At 73.3% G+C, this 23,697-nt stretch carries 23 protein-coding genes; 16 read left to right on the top strand and 7 right to left on the bottom strand.

Going from position 1 to position 23,697, the window contains the following annotated elements; translation table 11 throughout:
• The first annotated feature begins 42 nt into the window (after nucleotides 1-42).
• From ACQRUO_RS20990 to ACQRUO_RS20930, 13 genes are all read left to right on the top strand, one after another.
• Complete coding sequence (locus ACQRUO_RS20990; protein ID WP_428317533.1) at nucleotides 43-1,041, top strand: NAD-dependent epimerase/dehydratase family protein; 999 nt, start codon at nucleotides 43-45, stop codon at nucleotides 1,039-1,041.
• 62 nt (nucleotides 1,042-1,103) lie between these two features.
• Nucleotides 1,104-2,273, top strand: coding sequence for an acyl-CoA dehydrogenase family protein (locus tag ACQRUO_RS20985; RefSeq protein WP_428317532.1), 1,170 nt, complete (start codon nucleotides 1,104-1,106; stop codon nucleotides 2,271-2,273).
• Nucleotides 2,263-3,576 carry an aspartate aminotransferase family protein gene (locus ACQRUO_RS20980; RefSeq protein ID WP_428317531.1) on the top strand — a complete coding sequence of 438 codons (1,314 nt, stop codon included), beginning with the start codon at nucleotides 2,263-2,265 and terminating at the stop codon, nucleotides 3,574-3,576. Before ACQRUO_RS20985 ends, ACQRUO_RS20980 begins: the two co-directional genes overlap by 11 nt.
• 8 nt (nucleotides 3,577-3,584) lie before the next feature.
• Nucleotides 3,585-4,397 (top strand): MBL fold metallo-hydrolase, encoded by an 813-nt coding sequence (locus tag ACQRUO_RS20975; RefSeq protein WP_428317530.1) that lies wholly within the window; start codon nucleotides 3,585-3,587, stop codon nucleotides 4,395-4,397.
• Complete coding sequence (locus tag ACQRUO_RS20970) at nucleotides 4,381-5,301, top strand: ROK family protein (protein ID WP_428317529.1); 921 nt, start codon at nucleotides 4,381-4,383, stop codon at nucleotides 5,299-5,301. Before ACQRUO_RS20975 ends, ACQRUO_RS20970 begins: the two co-directional genes overlap by 17 nt.
• A complete protein-coding gene (locus ACQRUO_RS20965) occupies nucleotides 5,294-6,088 on the top strand; it encodes an inositol monophosphatase family protein (protein ID WP_428317528.1) in 795 nt (264 codons plus the stop codon). The genes ACQRUO_RS20970 and ACQRUO_RS20965 overlap by 8 nt, the downstream gene beginning before the upstream one ends.
• Before the next feature lie 11 nt (nucleotides 6,089-6,099).
• Nucleotides 6,100-6,813, top strand: a complete 714-nt coding sequence (locus tag ACQRUO_RS20960; RefSeq protein WP_428317527.1) for a 2'-5' RNA ligase family protein — start codon at nucleotides 6,100-6,102, stop codon at nucleotides 6,811-6,813.
• Nucleotides 6,810-7,952 (top strand): sugar phosphate nucleotidyltransferase, encoded by a 1,143-nt coding sequence (locus ACQRUO_RS20955; protein ID WP_428317526.1) that lies wholly within the window; start codon nucleotides 6,810-6,812, stop codon nucleotides 7,950-7,952. Before ACQRUO_RS20960 ends, ACQRUO_RS20955 begins: the two co-directional genes overlap by 4 nt.
• A gap of 30 nt (nucleotides 7,953-7,982) precedes the next feature.
• On the top strand, nucleotides 7,983-8,639 hold the full coding sequence (locus ACQRUO_RS20950; RefSeq protein WP_428317525.1) for an NAD(P)H-dependent oxidoreductase: 657 nt from the start codon (nucleotides 7,983-7,985) through the stop codon (nucleotides 8,637-8,639).
• A complete protein-coding gene (locus ACQRUO_RS20945) occupies nucleotides 8,636-9,679 on the top strand; it encodes an LLM class flavin-dependent oxidoreductase (RefSeq protein ID WP_428317524.1) in 1,044 nt (347 codons plus the stop codon). The genes ACQRUO_RS20950 and ACQRUO_RS20945 overlap by 4 nt, the downstream gene beginning before the upstream one ends.
• 10 nt (nucleotides 9,680-9,689) lie before the next feature.
• Nucleotides 9,690-10,577: an LLM class flavin-dependent oxidoreductase gene (locus tag ACQRUO_RS20940; protein WP_428317523.1), complete on the top strand. Its 888-nt coding sequence runs from the start codon at nucleotides 9,690-9,692 to the stop codon at nucleotides 10,575-10,577.
• 70 nt (nucleotides 10,578-10,647) lie between these two features.
• Nucleotides 10,648-10,896: a hypothetical protein gene (locus ACQRUO_RS20935; protein WP_428317522.1), complete on the top strand. Its 249-nt coding sequence runs from the start codon at nucleotides 10,648-10,650 to the stop codon at nucleotides 10,894-10,896.
• Complete coding sequence (locus tag ACQRUO_RS20930; RefSeq protein WP_428317521.1) at nucleotides 10,893-11,294, top strand: DNA-binding protein; 402 nt, start codon at nucleotides 10,893-10,895, stop codon at nucleotides 11,292-11,294. The genes ACQRUO_RS20935 and ACQRUO_RS20930 overlap by 4 nt, the downstream gene beginning before the upstream one ends.
• An 87-nt stretch (nucleotides 11,295-11,381) precedes the next feature.
• Here ACQRUO_RS20930 and ACQRUO_RS20925 read toward each other — a convergent pair whose 3' ends face one another.
• Complete coding sequence (locus ACQRUO_RS20925) at nucleotides 11,382-12,656, bottom strand: hypothetical protein (RefSeq protein ID WP_428317520.1); 1,275 nt, start codon at nucleotides 12,654-12,656, stop codon at nucleotides 11,382-11,384.
• A 450-nt stretch (nucleotides 12,657-13,106) separates the two neighbouring features.
• Between ACQRUO_RS20925 and ACQRUO_RS20920 the strand changes: the two genes are divergently transcribed.
• Nucleotides 13,107-14,087, top strand: coding sequence for a hypothetical protein (locus ACQRUO_RS20920; protein WP_428317519.1), 981 nt, complete (start codon nucleotides 13,107-13,109; stop codon nucleotides 14,085-14,087).
• A gap of 124 nt (nucleotides 14,088-14,211) precedes the next feature.
• Here ACQRUO_RS20920 and ACQRUO_RS20915 read toward each other — a convergent pair whose 3' ends face one another.
• A complete protein-coding gene (locus ACQRUO_RS20915; RefSeq protein WP_428317518.1) occupies nucleotides 14,212-14,772 on the bottom strand; it encodes a hypothetical protein in 561 nt (186 codons plus the stop codon).
• A gap of 273 nt (nucleotides 14,773-15,045) precedes the next feature.
• Here ACQRUO_RS20915 and ACQRUO_RS20910 point away from each other — a divergent pair, with 273 nt between their 5' ends.
• Complete coding sequence (locus ACQRUO_RS20910; RefSeq protein WP_428317517.1) at nucleotides 15,046-17,103, top strand: phosphocholine-specific phospholipase C; 2,058 nt, start codon at nucleotides 15,046-15,048, stop codon at nucleotides 17,101-17,103.
• A 156-nt stretch (nucleotides 17,104-17,259) separates the two neighbouring features.
• On the opposite strand, the gene ACQRUO_RS20905 is transcribed toward ACQRUO_RS20910, so the two are convergent.
• The 3 genes from ACQRUO_RS20905 to ACQRUO_RS20895 form a co-directional block, all read right to left on the bottom strand.
• The gene (locus tag ACQRUO_RS20905) at nucleotides 17,260-18,474 is read right to left on the bottom strand and encodes a serine hydrolase domain-containing protein (protein ID WP_428317516.1); all 1,215 of its coding nucleotides are present in this window, start codon (nucleotides 18,472-18,474) and stop codon (nucleotides 17,260-17,262) included.
• A gap of 130 nt (nucleotides 18,475-18,604) precedes the next feature.
• A complete protein-coding gene (locus tag ACQRUO_RS20900; protein ID WP_428317515.1) occupies nucleotides 18,605-19,753 on the bottom strand; it encodes a hypothetical protein in 1,149 nt (382 codons plus the stop codon).
• A gap of 218 nt (nucleotides 19,754-19,971) precedes the next feature.
• A complete protein-coding gene (locus tag ACQRUO_RS20895; protein ID WP_428317514.1) occupies nucleotides 19,972-20,547 on the bottom strand; it encodes a helix-turn-helix domain-containing protein in 576 nt (191 codons plus the stop codon).
• A gap of 377 nt (nucleotides 20,548-20,924) precedes the next feature.
• Here ACQRUO_RS20895 and ACQRUO_RS20890 point away from each other — a divergent pair, with 377 nt between their 5' ends.
• On the top strand, nucleotides 20,925-21,791 hold the full coding sequence (locus tag ACQRUO_RS20890) for a Cof-type HAD-IIB family hydrolase (protein ID WP_428317513.1): 867 nt from the start codon (nucleotides 20,925-20,927) through the stop codon (nucleotides 21,789-21,791).
• 58 nt (nucleotides 21,792-21,849) lie between these two features.
• Here ACQRUO_RS20890 and ACQRUO_RS20885 read toward each other — a convergent pair whose 3' ends face one another.
• On the bottom strand, nucleotides 21,850-22,671 hold the full coding sequence (locus ACQRUO_RS20885; protein ID WP_428317512.1) for a phosphate ABC transporter ATP-binding protein: 822 nt from the start codon (nucleotides 22,669-22,671) through the stop codon (nucleotides 21,850-21,852).
• A 48-nt stretch (nucleotides 22,672-22,719) separates the two neighbouring features.
• Nucleotides 22,720-23,697 (bottom strand): sortase (locus ACQRUO_RS20880; protein WP_428317511.1); only part of this gene is annotated, 978 nt, incomplete at its 5' end.

Genomic DNA, 23,697 nt, shown 5'->3' with positions numbered 1-23,697 from the left:
GGTTCGGCCCCACTGATCGGCCCCACTGAAAGGTTCACCATCATGCGGAAGAAGATCGGCATCACCGGCGGGGCCGGCTTCCTCGGTGTCAATCTGACCGACCTCGCGGTCGAGCGCGGCCACGACGTCGTGACCGTGGACGTCGGGGACCGCCTGGGCCGGCTCGCGCACCGGGCCGGTGATCCGCGGATCACCCGGTGGGACCTGGACCTGGCCCGGCCGGACGCGGTGCTGCCGCAGGACCTGGACGTCATCGTCCACCTGGCGGCGCTGCCGCACGTCGACTACTCCCTGCACCATCCGGAGGACGTCCTGGCCAACAACATGGCGGCCCACACCCCCGTCATGGCCGCGGCCCGCCGGCACGGCATCCCCGTCCTGTTCACCTCCTCCATCGAGGTGTACGGCGGGAACGGCGGCGAGCTGTTCGTCGAGGACGACGAGGCCGACCCGCGGTCGCCCTACGCCGCCTCGAAGGTCGGCTGCGAGCACATCGCCGCCTCCTACCGGATCAACTACGACTGCTCGATCACCACCGTGCGGCTGACGAACCTGTACGGGCCCTGGCAGGCCCCCGACCGGATCGTCCCCCGGCTGCTGACGCAGGGGATCGTCGGTGGCTGCGAGCGGGAGGTCGCGACGGGCCGGCGGCGTGACTTCCTGTACGTGGCGGATGCCGCCGCCGCGATCCTCGCCCTCGTCGAGTCGGACGCGTGGGGCGGGACCTACAACATCTCCGCCGGCGAAGGGGTCGACCTCGTGGAGGTCGCGCAGACCGTCGACGCCCACGTCGGCGGACGGACCCGCCGGATCGACTGCCCGGTCTCGGACGGCCGCGGCAGCTCGCTGGTGGCGGCGTCGGAGCGGCTGCGCCGGGCCGTCGACTGGAAGCCGGAGACGGCGCTGGCCGACGGTCTCGAGGCCACCCTGGGCTGGTACCGGGAGAACCAGGCGTGGTGGTCGCGGTTCGAGCCCCAGATCCGCGCCGACCGCACCGGCCCGCAGTTCATCCTCGACCACGCTCACCCGATCACCCGATGAGCCCATCCGATCACCCGATGAGCCCACCCGATCACCCGATGACTTCTTCAAGGACTGCGACCATGGACGACCACCTGAACATCCTCGAGCGCATCATCGCCGAGACGGTCCGTCCCCAGGCGGCGGACGTCGACGGCGAGGGCCGGTTCCCGGCAGCCGGTCTGGCGGCGCTGGGGCGGGCGGGCTTCTTCGGCGCCACCGTGCCGAGGGAGATGGGCGGTTGGGGTCTCGGCGCCGCCGAGACCAGCGAGATCGTCAGGCGGCTCGGCACCGCGTGCGCGTCCACCGCCATGGTCTACGTCATGCACCTGACCGCGCTCAACTCCATCGTGCTGTTCGGTTCGGCGAAGCAGAAGGAGCTGTACCTGGGGCCGGTCCTCGAAGGCACCGCCCTGGTCACCGAGGCGATCAGCGAGGCGGGCTCGGGCTCGCAGTGGTGGTCGGTGGCCAGCCGGTCCGAGCGCAACGCGTCCGGCGGATTCCGGATCGACGCGGAGAAGAGCTTCGCCACCTCGGCGGGATTCGCCAACCTGTACATCGTCTCGACCCGCAGCCCGGGTTCGGACGACGACCGGAACCACGCCCTCTTCGCGGTGCCCGCGGACGCCGACGGCATCAGCTTCGGGCGGTGGAAGGGGCTCGGCCTGGCCGGCAACAGCAGCACGTGGGCCACCTTCCACTGCGATCTCCCCGAGGAGGCGCTGCTGTTCGCCGGCGACGACACGTCGGGGCTGACGAAGTACAACGAGGCGAACCAGCCCATCTACCACCTCGGCGTGGCCTCGGTGTACCTCGGCATCGCCCAGGCGGCCTACCGCGCCTGCGTCGAGCGCATCCGCAGCCGCCGCTACGTCGGCGACGCCACGACGTTCGGCCGGAACCTGAGCCAGTACCCGGTCGCGCGCCGGCACGTCGGCACCATGGCGATCAAGATCGCCGCCGGCGAGAGCCTGGTCGCCCGGCTGGCCGCGGAGATCGACGCCGGCCACGGGTTCGAACAGCTCTCGGCGCTGATGACGGCCGCCAAGGTGGCGCTCGCCGAGACCTGCTCCGAAGTCGCCCGGGAAGCGCTGCTCGCCAGCGGCGGGAGCGCCTACGCCAAGGGATTCCTCCCCATCGAGCGGCACCTGCGCGACTCCCTGGCGGCCTCGCTCATGGGACCCAACGACGACTTCTGCAAAGAGCTGATCGGCCGTCTGGAACTCGAAGGCAGCTCCTACCATGACCTCTGAGACGGTCGACGCGAACCAGGCGGTCGACGCGAACCAAGCAGTCGTTGCGCGGGAACGCCGCCACCTGGTGCACGGGCTCGGTGTGGTGACGGCACGGCCGCCGGCGATCGAGCACGGGAGCGGCTCGCGGCTGGTCGATGCAACGGGGCGTGAGTTCCTGGACCTGTTCGCCGGGGCTGGCCGCTGCGTGCTGGGACACGGCGACCGCGGGTTCGCGGCAGCCCTGGCCGACCAGGCCGGCCGACTGGCCGTCACCCGGCATCCCAGCTCCGGCCGGGCCGCGTTCGGGGAGGCGCTGACCGAGGTCGCACCCGACGGGCTGACCCACCTGTCGATGTTCTCGACCGGCGCGGAAGCGGTCGACGCGGCCGTGCGCATCGCGCGGGAGGCGACCGGGCGGCGAGGCGTCGTCGTCTTCGACGGGTCCTTCCACGGCCGCACCGCAGGCGTCGCCGGGCTGACCGACGGCCGCTGGCTCGGCGCCGGCCCCGCAGACCCGCAGGTCCGCTGGTGCCCGTTCCCCAGCGCCCTGGACGACGCCCCCGCCGACCGGCTCGCCGAAGCGCTGGACGCGGTCGCCGAGGTCCTCGGGCAACCGGGGGCGGACGTGGCCGCCGTCCTGGTGGAACCGGTCCAGGGCACGAACGGCAACCGGCCTGCGGCACCCGGGTTCCTCTCCGCGCTGGCGGCCGTCGCGCAGGCGCACGGGGCACTGGTGATCGCGGACGAGGTGCTGACCGGCTTCGGCCGCACCGGCCGGCTGTTCGTCTCCGCGGCCGCCGGCCACGGCGTGGACCTGATGGTGATCGGCAAGGGGATGGCCAACGGGTTCCCGGTGGCCGGCGTCCTCGCCCGCCCGGAGCTGGTCGAGCAGGCGTCCCGCCGGTATCCCGGTTTCCTGTCGAGCACCTACGGGGGCAACCCGCTGGCCGTGGCCGCGAGCTCCTACGTCCTCGACGCGCTGCTGCGGCGGGGCCTTCCGGAGCGGGCCGGACGGTTCGGCGCGGCCTGGGCCGAGCGGCTGCGCTCCGGGCTGGCCGACGGGCCGTTGGACGTGACGGTCCACGGTGTCGGGCTGATGCTCGGCATCGAGGTCGGGGCCGACCTTTCGGCGCCGCAGTGGGCGGCGCTCGACCAGCGCCTCGCCGACCACGGTCTGCTGGTCGGCCGCAGCGGCCGGACCCTGCGGGTCAACCCCGCGCTGACCATCGACGAGTCGGAGGCCGAGGAGGCCGCCGACCGGCTCGCCGCCGCGCTGGCCGTGGACGGCTCGGAGCTCGAGGACCGAGGACCGATGACATGACCGATGACATGACTGATGACACAGCCGGCGGGACGACCGGCGGCACGACCGGCGGCACGACGGATTTCAGCCTCCAGATCCTGGGCGCGAGCTGCGCCGTCCCCAATCCGGACCAGGCCACCTCCGCCTACCTGCTGCGGGCCCGGGACACCGCAGTGCTCCTGGAGTGCGGGCACGGCGCCGTCGGCAAACTGCTGAAGTACGGCAGCCCCGAGGAGCTCACCGCGGTCGTGGTCTCGCACATGCATCCGGACCACTTCTTCGACCTGGTCGCGCTGCGGAACCACGTGTTCTGCCACGGCCTGCCGAAGCTCCCCCTCTTCCTCCCGGCCAACGGCCCGGAGATCCTGCGGGGTGTCGCCCGGGGCATGCAGCTGGCCGAGGACTACTTCGACGCGGCGTTCACCGCACACCCGTACGGCGAGGGGCTGCCCTTCACCAGCGGCGCGCTGGCCTTCGAGCCCGTCACGGCGGTGCACAACACCGTGGCCAACGCCTTGCGCATCACCGACATCGCCGGCCGGTCCCTGGTCTTCTCCAGCGACACCGCCCGTTTCGACGGGCTGGTCCGCCTCGCGGACCACTGCGACCTGCTGCTCATCGAGGCGACGTCGGTCACGGCCCCGGCCTCCGGCGAGCACTGGCACATGACCCCGTCGGAGGCGGCGGACATCGCACGGCGGGCCGAGCCCCGTCGCACGCTGCTGACCCACTACGACGCACGACACGCGGCCGCGAGCCTGGCCGCCGCCACCGCGACGGCCCCGGCGGCCGACATCGGTCTCGCGACGGAGGGGGACATCCATGTCATCGGGGCGTGAGCCGCTGATCGCGGGGTTCGACGTCGGCGGTACCAGCGTCCGCGCAGCGCTGGTGGCCGTGGACGGCCGACTGGTGGGATCGACGATCGACGAGCCGCGTCGGCCCGACGCGCTCGGGCAGGTCCGGGACCTGCGCGAACGGCTGGTCGCCGAAGCGGCGGCCGGCGGCCGGACCGTCGTGCGCACCGGACTGTGCGTCGCCGGATCGGTCGAGGCCGGCACCGGACGGATCGCGTCGGCGCCGACGGCGCCCGCCCTGGTCGGGCTGCGACCGGGCGCGCCGGGCTCCGGCCTCGGCATCGACGCCCTGGCGAACGACGCCAACGCCGCACTCGTCGGGGAACGGCGGTTCGGGGCAGCCCGGGGCGTCGGTGACGCGGTGGGGATCTTCGTCGGCACCGGGGTCGGCGGGGCGGCGATCGTCGCCGGCCGCCAGCTGCTCGGGGCTTCCGGAGTCGCGCTCGAGGCCGGGCACATCGTCGTCGACCCGGACGGGCCGTCGTGCGCCTGCGGCGGCGCGGGCTGCCTGGAACAGGTCGCCTCGGGGACCGCGCTGGCACGGCGGTTCGCCGAGACCACCGGTGGACCGGCCGACGCCCGCGCCGCGGCCCGGGCGGCGCGCGCCGGGGATCCCACCGCCGTCCGGCTGTTCGCCGAGTTGGGCCGTCGGCTCGGTGCGGCGGTGGCGACCCTGGCGAACCTGTTCAACCCGGAGGTGGTGGTCATCGGCGGCGGCGTGGCCGACGTGTCGGACCTCTTCCTCGAAGACCTCCGCGCCGCGGCGCGGACGCACATGACCACCGTGACCGGGCGCGACGCCCGGATCGTGGTCGGCGGTCTCGGCCGGTTCGCCGGGGTGGCGGGCGCCGCGGCCCTCGCATCGACGGGAGTGTGGGATGACTAGTCCGACCAGGGTCGAGATCGCGCGAGCCGCGGCGGCGGCCGGCGCGGCGGCGGCGGCCGAACACCTGCGCCGGCCCGCCGTCGCACGGTGGGACAAGGCGGACGGATCCATCGTCACCGAGGCGGATCTGGCCGCCGAGCAGGCGGTCCTGGCGGTCCTGCAGCGTCTCGCCCCGGGGGAGGCGGTGCTGGCCGAGGAGTCCGGCGGCGCGACCGAGCTGTCCGAGGTCTGGATCGTGGACCCCATCGACGGCACCGAGAACTTCAGCCGGCGGCACCCGGTGTGGGGGACGCTGGTCGCCTGGCACGACCGGGAGGCGGTCACCGCCGCCGCGATCGACGCGCCGGGGCTGGACCGACGCTGGTGGGCCGCGGCCGGGCAGGGTGCCCACGGCGTCTCGGGCCGGTTGCGGACCTCCGCCGTCCGGGAGCGGCGATCGGCGGGCTTCGCCTTCGGCGGGGCGCACGAGTACCCGGTACCCGCCTGGGAAGCCCTCGCCGACGTCATGCGCGGGTTCCGAACCGCTTGGGGCTGGGGCAACTTCTGGGGGCACATGATGGTCGCCGAAGGAAGCGTCGACGCGGCGCTGTCCTACGGCACCTCGCCCTGGGACGTCGCGGCCCCGGCCCTGATCGTCGCCGAGGCCGGCGGTGCCTGGACCGACCTGTCGGGTGCCCGGGACCTCCGGAGCGGAAGCCTGCTGACCACCAACGGCGAGCTGCACGACGAGCTGGTCGCCGACCTTCGACGCTGCCCGGTCCCGCCGAACACCCTGATGAGTGACTGATGCCCGAGCCGATGCCCCAGACAGCCGACACCCACCGGACACCCGACCTGGCCGCGAAGTTCCACACCTTGTGGGGCGACGCCGAGTCCGCCCTGGCGGCGGGCAGCTACCAGGCCGACTCCATCCCCCGCCACGGCGACCCCCGCTGGGGGCTGAGTCTGGTCGTGCCGATCGACGGCACGATCCGGGACGCGATCGCCCAGGATCTGGGCCCGATCGCCGCGGCCCTGTCGCCGCACCACTTCACCTACCTCCCCGAGAACCTGCACAGCACCGTGCGCAGCCTGGAGGGCTATCAGGACCAGGTGCCGCAGCACCAGGTGGACCACTACGCGGACCTCGTCGAAACCGCGCTGAAGGACTGTCCGCCGATCGAGATCGAGCTGTCCGGCCTGGGCGGATCGAAGGGCGGGCTGTTCGTCTGCGGGGTGCCCAGTGACGGTCTGGTCCGGCTGCGGACCCGGCTGCACGAGGCCGGCGCGGCCGCGGGCCCGCGGGCGTTCGTCAGCAACGACTACACGACCATGCGGGACATCGCCCACGTTTCGGTCGCCGTGTTCCAGGCGCCTGTCGTCCCCGAGCGCTCGATCGCCGGTGTCGTCTCCGCACGCCGGGAGAAGCGCTACGGGACGGTGCGGCCCGCGACGCTGGACCTCGTCCGGTACGACCTGGCGGGCGGGCAGATCACGATGAGCCGGCTCGCCCGCATCGGCTGCGCGCGGTGAGGTCCACCGACGCGGCAGCGGTCGAGGACGGGGAGGGCGGGACGGAACCGGGAGCGGTGCACGGACTGGTGTTCGCGGCCGGATACGGCTCCCGGCTGGCACCCGTCACGGACACCTGCCCCAAACCGCTGCTGCCCGTCCTCGGCGTCCCGCTGATCTGCTGGGCGGTCGACCGGCTCCGGGCCGCCGGCGTCACGGCGGTCACGGTGAACGTCCAGGCGGTCCACGAACCCGCCTTCCGGCGGGCGCTCGCCGGTTTCGCCGATCTGGGGGTCGGGATCTCCTACCAGCGGGAGGAGATCCCGCTCGGCACCGGCGGGACGCTCGCCGCCCTCGCCGGGTCCCGGGGCGGCGAGACCCTGCTCGTGCTGCCCGCCGACACCGTCTCCACCCTCGACCTGACGGCCCTGCTGGCGGACCACCGATCCGGCGGCGCCGACGTCACCCTCGGCTGCCTGCGCCACCCGTGGCCGGCCGCGGAGTTCACCGGAGACATCGCCGCTCTCGCCGAGGACCGCCGCCGGGTCCTCCGCTACCAGCACAAGCCCGGAGCCGCCGCCGAAGGCCGGATCGCCGCGACCGGGATCGCCGTGTTCGCTCCGTCGGCAGCCGGACTCGTCCAGGCCTCCGTCCCGCTGGGGACGCCTGCCGCCCGCGCGGGCCGGCCGGACCCGGTGGACCTGGGCCGGGACGTGCTCGCCGGCATCGTCGCTCGCCCGGACGCCCGGGTGCTGGCCCACCTCACGCCGCACCGTTTCGTCGATTTCGGCACGCCGCGCCAGTTCCTCGACGGCTCGTTCATGGTGTTGGCCGGTCGGCTGGGGCGGCCGCCCTTCACCGCTGCGGACGCTCCGCTCGCGGCCGTCGATCCGAGCGCGTCGGTCCATCCGGAAGCCGTGATCGCCGGCCCGGTCCGGATCGGGCGCGGTGCCCGGATCGGCCGGGGCAGCCGGGTCGTCGGGCCCGCGGTCATCGAAGAGGGCGCCAGTGTCGGGCCGGATGCGGAGGTCCGGGAGTGCGTCCTGCTGCCCGGGGCGCGGCTGGGCCCCGGGCAGCGGGCCTTCCGGATGCTGATCTCCGCCGCCGGCGCGACGCCCGTCGACGGGACGAGCTTCCACACCGACGTCGCCGCACTCTGACAGAACGTCCGCAGAAGAGGAGAGCGCCTGATGAACACGATCACCGTAGCGGCCCCGAGCCGTGGAACCACCACAACGCCGGCCGCCAGGCCCGACGCGGACACCTCCTCGGCACCGGCTTCCGGGCCGCTGGTCGTGGCGGTCACCGGCAGCCCGTCGGAACACTCGATGAGCACGGCGGCGGCACTCGGCGTCCTCGACGGCCTCGAAGCCGCCGGCTTCCAGGTCCGGCACCTGCCGGTGCGCGAGCTCCCCGCCGACGGCCTCGTGCACGGCCGTCGGGACCAACCCCGGATCCGGGCCGCGCTCGAGCTGATCGACCGGGCGCACGGGGTGGTGGTTGCCACGCCGATCTATCAGACGTCGTTCTCCGGCCTGCTGAAGACCTTCCTCGACCTGCTCCGTCGCGACGCGCTCGCCGGGAAGACGGTCCTGCCGACGGCGACGGCGGGGACGCTCGCCCACCTGCTCGGTGTCGAGTACGGGCTGACTCCCGTCCTCCGCGCGCTGGGGGCCACCTGCACCAAGGGTCTCTTCCTGCTCGAGGACGCCTTCGAACGCCCCGGCCCCAGCAGCCCCGGCCCCAGCAGCCCCGGCTGCCACCTGGGGCCGGACGCCGTGGACAGGACCCGGAAGGCCGCGAACGACTTCGCGGCGATGATGACGAGCGGAGCCCGGAACCGATGAGCGAGGGACTGCGGGTCTACGCCTCGATGCAGGGGCGTTTCCCGGACGACGCCTACATCACCGACGCGGTCGACCTGGCCGCGACGTGCGAGCGCCTGGGGTTCACCGGTGCACTCGTCCACTTCAACCATCGCGTCCCCGACCCCTGGCTGCTGTCGTCGCTGCTGATCCAGCGATCGACGGCGTTCGTCCCCATGGTCGCGGTGCAGCCGTACTACACGTCGCCGTTCGCGCTGGCCAAGATGCTCGCCACCACGGCCTACCTCCACGGCCGCCGGGTGGACCTGAACATGGTGGTCGGCTCGACCCCGGGGGAGTTGCGCCAGGTCGGCGACCGCCTCGACCACCGGGCGCGGTTCGACCGCATGGACGAGTACCTCGACGTCCTGACGGCGCTCCTGGTCGGCGGGTCGCCGGCCGCGCGGCCCGATCCGGTGTACGACTACGAGAAGCCGGAGTACTTCGCGACCGGGATGGATCCGGAGCTGCTTCCCCGGATCTTCGTCGCCGGATCCTCGGACGAGGCCGTGGACCTCAGCGCCCGGCACGGTGCGGTGGCCGTGACCAACCCGGGTCCGGCCGACCTGTTCGCCGACGGCTTCGCCGCCTCGGTGGGCCGCCGGACGGCCTTGGGGGTCCGGTTCGGCCTGATCGTGCGCGAGACGAGCGAGGAGGCGTGGGCCGCCGCCCGACGGTACTTCCCGCCGAACCGGGCGGCGCAGATCAACGTGAAACTCCACGGGCGCGCCTCGGATTCGGTGTGGCGCAAGGACTTGGCGGAGCTGTCCGCCGAGGAGACGCACCAGGGCGTCTTCTGGCTGGGGGCGATCCTGTCCGGGGCTTCGCATTCGCCGTTCCTGGTGGGTTCGGCCGAGGAGGTGGGGAGCTACTTCTCCCGGTACCTGGAGTGCGGGGTCTCGGAGATCATCCTGGCCAGCCCGTGGGAGGAGTACGAGTCCAACGCGGAGTTCCTGGCACGGTGGGCCGTGTCGGGCCAGGGCCGGTGTCGACGAAGTCGCACTCCCGTCGCGTCCGACTAGGGTCGATGGCATGCGTCTGAGTACCGTGATCCTCCCCATCCACCGCTGGGCCGAAGGACAGAAGATCTGGCGGCACGCCGAAGACCTCGGCTTCCACGCTGCGTACACCTATGACCACCTGTCGTGGCGGTCGTTCCGGGAAGAGCCTTGGTTCGGGTCGATCCCGACCCTCACCGCGGCGGCGTCGGCCACCGAGCGGCTTCGCCTGGGGACGCTCGTGACGTCGCCGAACTTCCGTCACCCGGTGACCTTGGCGAAGGAGCTGATCACGCTGGACGACGTGTCCGGCGGGCGGCTGACGCTCGGGATCGGGGCCGGTGGGGTCGGGTACGACGCGACGGCGATGGGGCAGGAGGCGTGGTCGCCGAAGGAGCGGGCGGCGCGGTTCGGGGAGTTCCTGCCGCTGCTGGACGAGCTGCTGCGCGAGGACGCCACCACCCGGGAGGGGCAGTACTACTCGGCCGTCGAGGCGCGGAACATCCCTGGCTGCGTGCAGACGCCGCGGGTGCCGTTCTACGTGGCGGCGACCGGGCCGAAGGGCCTGAAGCTGGCGGCCGAGTACGGGCAGGGCTGGGTCACCTACGGGGACCCGCGCGGGCCGGCGGACGTACCGGTCGAGCAGGCGCCCGAGGTGATCGCCAAGCAGATCGAGAAGCTGACCGCGGCCTGCGAGGCGCACGGGCGCGACGTGGCCGAGCTGGAGAAGGTGCTGTTGCAGGGCTCGACCGCGGAGCGGCCGCTGGCCTCGGTGGACGCCTTCGTCGACTGGGCCGGCAAGTACCGGGAGCTGGGCATCACCGAGCTGGTGATCCACTGGCCGGTGCCGGACTCGATCTTCGAGAACGACCTGACGGTCTTCGAGCGGATCGCCACCGAGGGCCTGGCCCAGCTGGGCTGAGACTCATGGTGTCGAGCCCATCGCCCGAACACGACCACGCTGGCACGCACACCGCAGTATGCTTGCCGTCATGGCAGCTACTACCCGCATCACGGTCACTCTGCCGACGGAGCAGGTGGCCGAACTGAAGAAGCTCACGGACAACGTGTCCGGCTACGTCGCGGAAGCGGTCGCCCGGCAGATCAGACTCCAACTGCTCGCCGAAGACCTCCGCCGGTACCAGGAGGAGCACGGCGAATTCACCACTGAAGAGCTGGCCAGAGCACGAGAAGAGATCTTCGGGACCGGGGAGACCGCACGCCCTGCGAACGCCGCGTGAGCGAGCGCTTCGCAACAGTCGTCCTCGACTCCCAGGGAGTCTCCAGCTGGGCCTCGCAGGATCGTCGCCTGTTGGTCAAGCTGGACCTGTTCGTCGCCATGGGGGCAGAGCTCGTGGTCTGTGCCAACACCATCGTGGAGGTCGCGCACGCTCGTGTGAACTGGCCCCGATTGAACTGGGTGCTGTCCCGAGCCAGGGTCGAGGCGGTCACCGAACACGCGGCCAAAGCTGCAGCGGACCTCCTCAAGCAGGCCGGTCTGCACGGCCACAAGTACGCCATCGACGCCACCGTCGCGGAGATGGCACTCCGTCAGCCGGGGCCGGTGGCGCTCCTCACCTCGGACGTCGACGACATGGCCAAGCTCTGCGGCAACCGGGTCCGACTCATCGCGGTCTGAGCCCGGGCGGGACTCGCCCCGGCTCAGACCGTGATGGGCGAACGCCCGGACACGAGCGGAGCTTTCTACACCGGCTGCCGGGGCTCGCTACGGCGCGGTGAAGTAGCCGTACACGTCGGCGATCACCTGGGTGCTGCCCGCGTGGTTGTAGATGTCCACGGCGCCTGCGGACCCAAGCCGGGTCTGGACGTGCTCGGCGATGTCGGTCGACGGGTTGGTGTTGAGGCTGGACGTTCCCGGCACCGGCTGCCCGGCGGGCCACACGATCAGGTGGCTGGGCTGGGTCTCCTGCGTGGCCGTGAGGTTCAGGACCGCGCCGATGGCGCCGGTCGGGACGCCGCCGTGGCCGGCGACCGCCAGCGGGAGCGCGGCGTTCGCGCCGAGCGGGCCGCTGCCGGTGCGGGTGTCCAGGATCCTGCTCGGCGGGACGGGGGTGAACAGTGCCTGGCCGTCGGTGCTGTAGTAGCCGACGACGTCGAGGACGGCATCCACCGACCCGGCGTGGTTGTCGACAGCGATCGAACTGCCGGAGCCGGAAACCGGAACGATCGCCTGGTTGGAGACGTCCTTGCCCGGCTCGTAGTTGACGGTCGAGGTCGTTTGCTGGACGCCGACCGGCGTGACGGTGAGGAAGCTCCTGGTGGTGGCGTCGGTCGCGGTGAGGGTCACCACGAGTGCGGCGGCGTCGGCCGGGATCCCGGGCAGTCCGTTGACCTGGACGACCTGCTGCGCGCCCGGCCCCAGGGGGACCTGCTGCTGCCGGGTGTCCAGCGCCCGGGCCGGCTGGATCGGGGTGTAGCGGTAGGTGGTCGTGGTCTGGCTCGGCGGCATGTAGTACCCGAGGACGTCGAGGACGACGTCGACCGAACCCGCGTGGTTGTAGAGCGTCAGGCCCGCGACTCCCGCATTCTCCCCATCCGCGTCCGGGCCGAGCGCGACGGTGACCAGGTTGGCCACGTCGTGCCCCGGCGAGACGTTGAGCGTGGAGAAGGCCGGCGGGCTGGCCTGGGTGAAGGTGCCGGGAGCGCCGATGCTCAGGTAGGTGTCCGCGGAGGCGTCGGTGGCGGTGACGTTGACCACCACGGCGGTCGCCCCGGCCGGAACGCTCCAGACCGGGGTGGGCGGCATGTGACCCGCGCAGAGGGCGAGCTCCACGTCGCTGAAGCTGTCCGACTGCAGGGTCGAGTTCTCGGCGCAGTTCGCGGCACTGTTCCGGGTGTCGAGCACCCGGGTCGGGCTGACCGGCACGAAGCCGGACGCCGCCGGGGCGCCGGGCGCCGAGCCGGACGCCGCGAACGCCGGGGTCGAGACCCCGGCCAGGACAAGGGCCGCCGTGAGCAGGGCGGCCAGGCGTAGACGCATGATGAGTCCCCCCGATGGAAAGCGTGCTGCGAGCCCAGGTGGCTGGTACAGGGCTTCGAGCGGGGCCCAATTCTAGTTGGTGGTAAGCCTCTTGACCCCTTCGACGGCAGAGTCTTTCAGCGCTCCGCAGAGCTCCGCGAACCGCTGCTGGTCAGGGGCGGCCGCGGCCGGCCGGCGTTCACAACCAGTGCGGGTCCGCCCGGGCAGCACCCGGAGCCGGCGGCCCACCCACCCGGCCGATTCCGGCCGGGCGGCCTTGCGGGGCGGGCATCGTCCGTAAGCGGCCCTGTTACACGACGGTGGCAATTCGGGGATCGTCGAGGAACACCGAGGCTGAGAAGATCTTCACAGAGCGTCCGCCGGGTCTCCAACGCGTGAGTGGGGAAAGGGGTGAGGCGCGCTACTCACCGACCACCGCGCCTGCGCCCGTTGTTCCCCGGGGGGATCACCATGTCCGTTCGCTTCGCCCGCCGCCGCTCCCGTCTGGTCACCGCCGCGGCCACCGCCGTCCTGCTCGGCACCGCGCTGCCGCTGATCGGCGGCGCCTCCGCGGCCTTCGCCGCCGACGGCAACGGCACCGCCCCGGCGGCGGCTGCGGCTGCTCCGGCTGCGCCGATCCCGGTGCGCCAGGTTTCGCCGCTGATCTCCTACCTGCCGGGGACGCCCGGCACGATCACCGCGGGCGGCAGCTCGATCGAGTTCGGGGTGGAGATGGCCAACTTCACCGGCGTGCCGTACGACAGCCTCGCGCCGGTCCTCGGCCTCTCCGGCGCGAACGCGGGCCCCCAGGCGGGCACCCGCCTGCAGCCCGCGGACTTCACCGTCCAGGTCATGGCCGGCGGCCAGTGGCGGACCCTGCCGCTGCACAGCTCCGCAAGTGACCCGTTCGTCCACGTCGACACCACGTCCCTGGCCCAGCACCTGGACAACGGCCGGGCCGCGCGCTTCATGTTCCGGATCACGCTCGCCGCCGGGGCACCGACGGACCAGCAGACCCTCACGGTCCAGCTCACCACCTCGGCCGGCGGCCCGGGCCCCGCCGCCTACAACCTCCACATCGTCCACCCGCAGGCCGACTCCGGCGCGCCGACCGGCACCACCACCAAGTCGCCCGCCACTCCGGCCAAGCCGGCTGCGCCCACCACTCCCGCCACGCCCACCAAGCCCACCAAGCCCGCCCGGCAGCAGCCCGCCGCCGCCCAGCCCGCCGCTGCCGCCGCGCCGGTCGTGCGGGCCGACGCGCAGCCCGCCGCGGCGGCGACCTCGCCCACCGCACTGCCCACCACCCCCGGCACCAGCCCCCAGCAGCTCGCCTTCACCGGCGGCGGCGACTCGACCGGCCTGCTGGTCGGCGCCGGTGGTGCGCTGGTGGTCGTCGGTGCCGGCGCCGTCTTCCTGGCCGGCCGCCGCCGCTCGACCACCGGCCGCTGACGCCTGCACCACCCGAACGAGGAGCACCCCGAGCCCTGCCGGCGCACACCACGTGCCGGCAGGGCTCGGTCGTACCGCCGGACAGCCGTACCGCCGGACCACCGCGCCCGGCTCGCTGCTCGCCTCAGTCCTCCCCCGTCGCCACCACGACCACCGCGTGGCCGCCGCCGATGCCGACCAGGGCGGCGTCGAAGGTGGCCTCGGTGACGGGCTGCCAGGAGCGGTTCGGACTGCCCTCCCAGTAGGCGGCGTAGCCGTTGGCGCGCCAGTCGGCGTCCGGGCCGAGCAGGTCGGCCAGGGCGGTGCCGAGGGCCTCGGCGAGCGGGGTCATCGCGGAGCGGGTCCAGCCGTTGGTGTAGACCAGGTTGCGTTCCAGGGTGGCGGCGAACCAGGCGGGGGCCTCGGCCGGCGGGATCCGGACGTGCAGCGCGGTGTCGAGCTGCTGCGGGCTGCGCGGGCCGCCGTGGCCGCCGCGGTGGCGGCACTGCGGGCAGTGCGGGGCGAGCAGGCCGCTGGGCGTCAGGACGTCCCAGCAGAGCTGTCCGGGGTCGCGGCCGTCGTCGGGGCCGAAGTGGATGATCCGGTCGTAGTAGTCGGGCCATTCGGCCAGCCAGAGACCCAGGTCCGGGTCCGGGCCGAGGTCGTAGCCCACCGGCTCGGGGGCACCGCTGCCTGGCAGCCGCATGCCGGCCTCCGTTCGTCTCGTCGTTCACTCCGTCGGGTCATCGCCCAGCCCAGCCGACGATTTCCGGCCCACCCGACGATTTCCGGCCCGCCGGACGGCTTCCGGCCAAGTGGGCGTCATATCGTATGCCGACTGGTAGAACTGCCTGAAGCCGGTGAAGTTGGCGGAGCGTTCTCCATGGCTTTCCCCGCGCTCCGCCGTGAGTTCGCGGTCGACTCATGAGACTGTCTCCGCACCCGTGCCGCCCCCGGAACCCCAGGAGACAGGCCTGCCATGAGCGCCATCGATCGCCGTCGCTTCATCCAACTCGCGGGCGGAACCGCCGCCTTGTCCGCGCTGTCGACCAGTATCGCGCGCGCCGCCGACATTCCCGCCAACCGTCGTACCGGCAGCCTGCAGGACGTCGAGCACATCGTCGTGCTGATGCAGGAGAATCGTTCCTTCGACCACTACTTCGGCACCCTGCGCGGCGTACGCGGCTTCGGCGACCCGCACCCGGTGACGCTGCCCAGCGGAAAGCCGGTCTGGTACCAGTCGGACGGCAAGAAGGACGTGCTGCCGTTCCACCCGACCGCGGAGAACCTGGGGCTGCAGTTCCTGGAGGACCTCCCGCACGACTGGAACAGCACCCACCACGCCCGCAACCAGGGCAACTACGACCAGTGGGTGCCGGCCAAGTCCGCCACCACGATGGCCTACCTGACCCGCGAGGACATCCCCTTCCACTACGCGCTGGCCGACGCCTTCACCATCTGCGACGCCTACCACTGCTCGCTGCTCGGCCCCACCGACCCGAACCGGTACTACATGTGGACCGGCTACGTCGGCAACGACGGCAAGGGCGGCGGCCCGGTGATCACCAACGCCGAGGCCGGCTACTCCTGGACCACCTACCCCGAGCGCCTGGAGCAGGCCGGCGTCTCCTGGAAGATCTACCAGGACATCGGCGACGGCCTGGACGCGAACGGCGGCTGGGGCTGGATAGAGGACGCCTACCGGGGGAACTACGGCGACAACTCGCTGCTCTACTTCGACCAGTACCGCAGCGCGAAGCCCGGCGACCCGCTCTACGACAAGGCCCGCACCGGCACGAACAACAAGGCCGGCGAGGGCTTCTTCGACAAGTTGCGGGCCGACGTGGTGGGCGGCACGCTGCCCCAGGTCTCCTGGATCGTCGCTCCCGAGGCCTTCACCGAGCACCCGAACTGGCCGGTCAACTACGGCGCCTGGTACATCTCCCAGGTGCTGGACGCGCTGACCGCCGACCCGGAGGTGTGGAGCCGCACCGCGCTGCTGATCACCTACGACGAGAACGACGGCTTCTTCGACCACCTGGTCCCGCCGGCCCCGCCGGCCTCGGCCACCCAGGGCGCCTCCACCGTGAGCACCACCGGCGAGCTGTTCACCCCCGCCGCCGGCGACTCCTCGACGGCCGGGCCGTACGGGCTGGGCCCGCGGGTGCCGATGTTCGTGGTCTCGCCGTGGAGCAAGGGCGGCTCGGTCTGCTCGCAGACCTTCGACCACACCTCCGTCATCCGGTTCATCGAGGCCCGGTTCGGGGTGCACGAGCCCAACATCTCGCCGTGGCGCCGCGCGGTCTGCGGTGACCTCACCACCGCCTTCGACTTCCACTGCGGCGACGCCGACGTGCCGGACCTGCCGGACACCAGCGGCTACCTGCCGCCGGACCAGAACCGCCACGCCAGCTACGTGCCCACCCCGCCCGCCAACCCCGCGCTGCCCAAGCAGGAGCCCGGACTGCGCCCGGCCCGTCCGCTGCCCTACGACCTGGCCGCCGACGGCCTGGCCGGCAGCGACGGCCGGCTGCGGATCGACTTCGCCAGCCACGGCCAGGCGGGCGCGCACTTCCTGGTCACCTCGGCCACCCAGCCGGGCGGCCCGTGGACCTACACCGTGGAGTCCGGCCGCGGGCTGTCCGGCGAGTGGGCGCTGGCGGCCGGCGACTACGAGGTCTCCGTGCACGGGCCGAACGGCTTCCTGCGCCAGTTCAAGGGCGCCGCCGGCACCGCGGGCGTCGAGCTGACGACCCGACACACCGGCGCGAGCGGGCAGGTCCAGCTGGTGCTGACCAACCACGGCAGCACCCCGGTCCGGCTCACCGTCACCGACGCCTACGGCAACGACCACCCGGCCCGGCACCAGCTGCGCCCGGGCGCCAGCCTCACCCACACCGCGCACCCGAAGCACAGCAACGGCTGGTACGACCTGTCGGTCACCAGCGACCAGGACCCGGGCTACCTGCGCCGTCTGGCCGGGCACGTGGAGACCGGCCGGGCCAGCACCAGCGACCCGGCGATCACCACCGCCTGACGTCGGTCAGGCAAACAAGCAGGCAAGCCGGCAAGCCGGCAAGCCGGCAAGCGAGCAGGTGAGCCGGTCGGTCGGCCGCCGTCGAAGCCAGGAAGGCTCCGACGGCGGCCGACCGGGCCGGTTGCAGCGCCCGGCTGCGGGGCTCAGCCGCAGGGCTCAGCCGCAGAACACCGCCGTCTGGGCCGGCCCGAGCGCGCTGGAGGCCGGCACGGGCGCCTGGTGCCGCAGGTCCGCGCCCAGGTCGAAGACCGTGCCGACCAGGATCAGTTGACGACGGGCGTCGGCCGAGGTGAGCGAGAAGCTGGTGAAGCCGGGCCCGCCGCCGTCGGTCTCCCAGGCGGCCACCTGCCGCCCGTCGCCACAGTCGACCGGAGCCCGCGTCACGCCGAGCGCGTAGCCGTCGTCGTTGCCGGGGACGTCCGCGACCGTCTGCAGCGCGCGCTGCTCGGCCGGCGGCAGCAGCTCGCCGCCGAACAGCGCCCGGTCGAAGGTGGCCAGGTCGTCGAGGGTGGAGATCATCGCGCCGGCGGTCCAGTCGTAGGACGGACTGAAGACGGTGACGTCCCGGTGCTCCAGGTCGTAGCCGTGCAGGTGGCGGCCGCGGATCCGCGGGTCGGTGAGCGGCAGCGTGGTGTGGGTCAGGCCGAGCGGGCGCAGGATCCGGTCGGTGATCTCCTGGCCGGCGCTGCGCCCGGTGACCGCCTCGATCACCAGGCCGGCCACCAGGTAGTTGGTGTTGGAGTAGTTCCACCGGGTCCCGGGCGGGAAGAGCGGCGGGTGGGCCACCGCCTGCGCCACCACCTGGCGCGGGGTGTGGACGTACCCCATGTCGTGGTCCTGCAGGTAGGGCGCGAAGAAGGCCGGGTCGGTGGTCGGGTCGTAGAGGCCGCTGGTCTGGTTCAGCAGCTGGCGCACGGTGATCCGGGAGCCGTCGTTGCCGGCCCCCGAGACCACGCCCGGCAGCCACCTCGCCACGCTGTCGTCCAGGCCGAGCCGCTGTTCGGCGACCAGTTGGAGCAGCACGGTGGCGACGAAGGACTTGGTGTTGCTGGCGATCCGGAACCGGTCGTCGGGCCGGGCCGGGCGCCCGGTGGCGACGTCGGCCAGGCCGGCCGCGGCGGTGGCGCTCGCCCCGTCCCGGCGGGCGTAGGCGATGGCGGCGGGGTAGCCGTCGGTGACCGCCCGGGTGGTCGCCGTGCGCAGCACGGACGGGAGCGAGGGCGCCGCATCCCGCGCAGCAGCGCTCGTGGGACCGGCGGGGCGGGCGGGCGCGGCGGCACTCGCGGGCGCGGCGGCGCAGCCGAGCACCGCGGCGGCGGCCAGCAGGGCGGCCAGGCGGTGCGCAGGACGGGCGGGGCGGGGGCGGCGCATGGCTGGGACCTCGTCAGGGGCTCGGTGCGGTGGTCGACTTCAGCCTGGCAGCGGTCGGCCGCGCCGCCCATGGGGCCGGCCCCCGGCCCGCTCCTGGGGACAACCCCCGCGAGCGGGCCGGTGCCGTGCGTCAGTGCAGCAGGTTGAGCTGGTTCTCGTTGTCGTCCACGAAGTAGACGCCCTGCCCGTCGGGAGCGACCGCGAGGCCGAAGAGCGCACCGCCGCCCCCGGGCGGTGGCGGGGCACCCTGGCTGTCCAGCAGCTGGGAGGCGACCTGCTTGCCGCACGGGTCGGTCTCCACGATGAATCCGTCGCCGCCGTTCACCGTGAGGATGTCACCGTTGGGCGCGATCGCCAGGCCCAGCGGACCGTTCAGGTGGTCGGCGATGGAGACCTGGCGGCCGGTGCCGTCGTCGCTGTCCCGGGTCTCGGCGCGCGGGATCTCGGTGATCCGGTTGCCCAGGGTGTCAGCGACGTAGAGCTTGCCGTCCCGGCCGAGGCCGACGCCGGTCGGGCCCACCACCAGCGCGTTGGAGTCGGTGCGCTCGCCGAAGCCGGAGCCGATCCGGGTGGTGTGGATCCACTGCGGCGGCTGGTCGCCGGGGCCGGTGCGCAGCGTCAGGCGCAGCACCGTGCCGCCGTTCACCACGTTGGGGCTGGCGGCCACCGTGCCGTTGAGCACGTTGGTGACGAAGAGCTGGGTCAGGTCGCCGTGGCTGACCGAGGTCAGGTCCCACGGCCCGTTGATCCCGTTGCCGGCCAGCGTCTCGCGGACCGTGCCGTGCTCGTCCAGCACCAGCAGGCAGCCCGCCTGCATGGTCGCCGAGGTGCCGTCGCTGGTGGGCAGGCTGCCGACCACCACCCAACCGCCCGGCAGCACGGTGAGCGCGGTGGTCAGGCCGACCCCGCCGGGGCAGCTGCCGGGCAGCCCGGTCGGGTCGATCTGGGCGAACTGCTCGACCTGGCCACCGGGGGAGACCTGCACCAGCGTGGTGCCGGTGCCCTGGTGGTTCATCATGTCGTTGAAGTTGCTGACCAGGACGTTGCCCTGGTGCAGTTCGCCCGCGCTCTCGGGGATCACGACGGTGCCGTAGGGGTTGACGTCGCCGTTGCCCGGGACGGTGGAGGCGACCTCGCTCACCGTGCCGAAGGGGGCGATGAACGGCGGCGGGTCGCCGGGGCCGGCGGCCACGGCGTGCGCGGTGCCCGCGCCGGTGACCAGCGCGAGGGTCAGCGCGGCCACGGCCGCGAGCCCGCGGGGACGGATGGGGAGTCTCACGTGCTGCCTCCTGGGCAGGCGCGGGGGCGGCCCGGGACGCATGCCGGGGCCGCTGGGTGGTCGATGGGTCGGGCGGGGCCAGGACGGCCGCCGAGCGGGCGGCGGGCGGCCCCGCTCCTCACGTCACGCTAGGCGGGACCGCGCGGTGGGCGCGCGGGGTGCTGCGCCGAATGGCACCGGCCGCGCGGCGACCCGGACGGCCTTGCGGCCCGGCCGGGTCAGGCCGACTTGTCGCGCCGCTTCCGGCCGCGCCCGACCTCGGGCAGCCCCTCCACCGCCCGGACCTGGTCGATGATCGCCCGCAGCCCCTTGAGCGCGCGCGGCGACAGACCGGCCAGCCGGAACGCGACGGCCCGGATGTTGCTGTCGGCGAGCACGTCGGCCAGCTCGTCGGCGGACGCCTTGGCAGCGGGCGCCGCACCCCCCGGCGCTGCACCCTCCGAAGCCGCCGCACCCTCCACGACGACCCCGGCCTTCAGCTCCTGCACCCGCGCGTCGACCCGCTCGGCGACCGTGTCGTCCAGGAAGTAGGCGGTCGGCACCCCGAAGAAGGCGGCGATCGCCTCCAGCGTCCGCACCGTCGGATTGGTCTTGGTCCCGGTGCGGATCTGCTGGAGGGTGCCGTGCGAGACGGTCGGCCCCTCGGGCCCGGCCTGCTGCCGGATCGCCTGGGCCACCTCGTGGTAGCTGAACGGGCCGCGTCCGGCGGGATGGATCTCCCGGAAGAGGTGGTCCAGCCGTTCCGCGATGGTGCACCGGCGGTCCTGGGCCTGCTCGGGCATCGACATCGCCATGACCACTCCCCGTTCGTTCCCCCCGGTCCGCGCGGCACGGTGGGTCTGGGCCCGGGCGACGCGGATGCTGCTCTGTGCTGAAGGCCCCAGTATCCACTGAATTGGACGCTACGGACGAGGCGGAACGGAAAGTTCCTCCCTTTTTCGGAGGTCCGTCCAGGTCGTCCCGCCCTTTCGGTCACGTCCGACCCGGCTCCCACCGCTCCGCCGGGTATTGCGGTTGACAGCCCGGGGAGGGCACAGCGTATGTTCGACCGGTGCCGTCCAACAAAATAGACGGCCAGGGACGGCGCGCGGTCACACGGGGGTTGACCGCGCGCCGTCAACTTTGTTGGAGCCGCCCCCACGGTGCCCGGGCCACCTGGGAGGATGGACGGGTGACCCAGCCAGCCACCCGCACCCGCCTGATCGCCACCGACCTCGACGGCACCCTGCTCTGCCACAGCGGCACCGTCTCCGAGCGCACCGCCGCCGCCCTGGCCCTGGCCGAGCAGGCCGGCATCCAGGTGGTCTTCGTGACCGGCCGACCGCCCCGCTGGATGCAGCGCCTGGGCGAGCACATAGGCGGCCACGGCGTGGCGATCTGCTCCAACGGCGGCGCCGTCTACGACGTCCACCGCGACCGGCTGGTGGAGAGCTTCCCGCTGGCCGCCGACGACGCCCGCGCCGTGGTGGCCCGGCTGCGCGAGCGGCTGCCCGAGTGCGCCTTCGCCTTCGAGTACCCGGCGGGCTTCGCCCGGGAGCCGGAGTACGAGGTGAAGATGTGGGGCGACGACGAGGCCCACGCGGTGGCCCCGGCCGAGCGCCTGCTGACCAAGGGCACGGACGCCCCCGAGGGCACGGAGGCCCCCGACGGCGCCGCGCTCGGCAGCTACAAGATCCTGGTCAAGCACCCCGACCTGGACCCCGACGTCTTCCTCGCCGAGGCCCGTGCCGCGGTCGGCCCGCTGGCCGAGATCACCCGGTCCAGCCCGATCGCGCTGCTGGAGATCAGCGCCCGCGGGGTCACCAAGGCCAGCACCCTGGCCCGCTGGTGCGCCGAGCAGGGCATCGACCGCAGCGAGGTGGTGGCCTTCGGCGACATGCCGAACGACCTGGAGATGCTCGCCTGGGCCGGCACCTCCTACGCCGTGGCCAACGCCCACCCCGAGGTGCTCGCCGCCGTCGCCCAGCACACGCTGAGCAACCAGGACGACGGCGTGGCCCGGGTGATCGAGGACCTGGTCACCCGCGCGGCGGCCTGACCGCCCCGACGGCCCCGGCCGGAGTGGGTCCGCCGGGGCGGGCCCGCCGGATCGCGCCCTACCCGAAGCGCCCGTTGACGTAGTCGGCGGTCCGCTGGTCGACCGGGTCCCCGAAGACCTGCGCGGTCGGCCCGGCCTCCACGATCCGTCCCGGGGTGTCGTGGCTGGCCAGGAAGAACGCGCAGGACTGCGAGACCCGCTGCGCCTGCTGCATGTTGTGGGTGACGATCACGATGGTCAGCCGGCCGCGCAGCTCGGCGATGGTCTCCTCGACCCGGCGGGTGGAGGTCGGGTCGAGCGCCGAGCAGGGCTCGTCCATCAGCAGGATCTCCGGCTCCACCGCCAGCGAGCGGGCGATGCAGAGCCGCTGCTGCTGCCCACCGGAGAGCGCCCCGCCGGGGGTGCCGAGCCGGCTGCTCACCTCGTTCCACAGCCCGGCCCGGCGCAGGCTCTGCTCGACCAGGTGCTCGCGGTGCTCCCTGCCCACCTTGATCCCGGCCAGCTTCAGCCCGCTCGCCACGTTGTCCGCGATCGACATCGCCGGGAACGGGTTGGGCCGCTGGAACACCATGCCGATCCGCCGCCGCACCTCGGCCGGACGCCGCCCGTGCGCGTAGACGTCCTCGCCGGCCAGCAGCACCTCGCCGGCCAGCTGGGCGCCCCGGACCATCTCGTGCATCCGGTTGAGGATCCGCAGGAAGGTGGACTTGCCGCAGCCGGACGGCCCGATCAGCGCGGTGACCTCGCCGGCGGCCATGGTCAGCGACACCCGCTCCAGCACCTTGTGGGAGCGGAACCAGGCCGAGACGGCGCGCGCCTCCAGGCCGAGGAGCTGCGCCGGCTGGGTGGCCACGGGCTGCCCGGGCACGGTGGTGGTCATCGGACGGGTCCTTTCGGCGGGTGCACCGGCGACCACCGGTGCACCCGGTCAGTAGAGGTTGGGGAGCAGCGCGGCGGCGTTCTCGTAGCAGGCCCAGAGCAGGGCGGCCAGCACCGGCGCGAAGGCGAGGTAGGCGGCCCGGCGGTGCCAACGGCGCACCGCCAGGGTGACCGCGAGCACCGCGGCCAGCAGCGCCGCCGACCAGAGTTGGAGCACCGCCAGCGCCCCGGTGTCCTGGGCCAGCGCGTGGTCGGCCGCGGTGAGCGCGGGGCGGCGGCCCGGATCGGGCTGCGGGTCGCCGTCGAGGCGGGCCCCGACCAGCACGGTGCCGGTCGGGATCCAGCCGGAGTTGCCGGTGGTCAGCACCAGCCGGTACGGGTAGCCGTCGGTCAGCGGGTGGCCGCCGGTGCCGTACTGGTCGACGGTGTAGCTGAACTGCCCCTGCCCGGTGCTGACCGAGATCTTGTCGCCGACCCGCAGCTCGGAGATCCGGCCGAACGGCCCGCCGAACGCCGTGCCGCGGCCGAAGAGCACCGAGACGCCGTCCTGACCGGGCAGCACGCTGTCCCGCCGCAGGCCGGGGCCGCGCATCAGGTCGCGCCCGGTGGTGCCCTCCACCACGACCACGTGGTGCAGCCCGATCTTCGGGATGTCGACGATCGCCACCGGCGCGCCGTCGGCGGCCGGGCCGACCGGCGCGGTGGCCTGGGACAGCTGGTAGCGGAAGGTCTGGTACTCGGCGGCCTGGTAGTGCATCTCCTGCAGCGGCGAGAGCGCCACCAGGTAGACCGCGAAGCCGAGCAGCAGCAGCGAGAGCAGCGTGGCGGCCCAGCCGGTCTGCTGCACCCACCGGCGGCCCCGGCTGCCCGGGGAGCCCGCCGACGCGCCCCCCGACGCGCCGGCCGGCGGCTCGGCCGCCCGCTGCCCGGTCGACTCGCCGACCTGGGGCAGCACCACCGTGTCGGCGTCGGCCGCGTCCGTGGCGGCGGCCGTCGCGGGCGCGGTCATCGCGGGCCCCCCGCGCTG

Source organism: Kitasatospora sp. LaBMicrA B282, assembly GCF_050325825.1.
In the GTDB taxonomy this organism is placed as follows: Bacteria; Actinomycetota; Actinomycetes; order Streptomycetales; family Streptomycetaceae; genus Kitasatospora.
The sequence above is the reverse complement of the archived record's forward strand: the minus strand, read 5'-3'. Positions and strand labels throughout refer to the sequence as shown.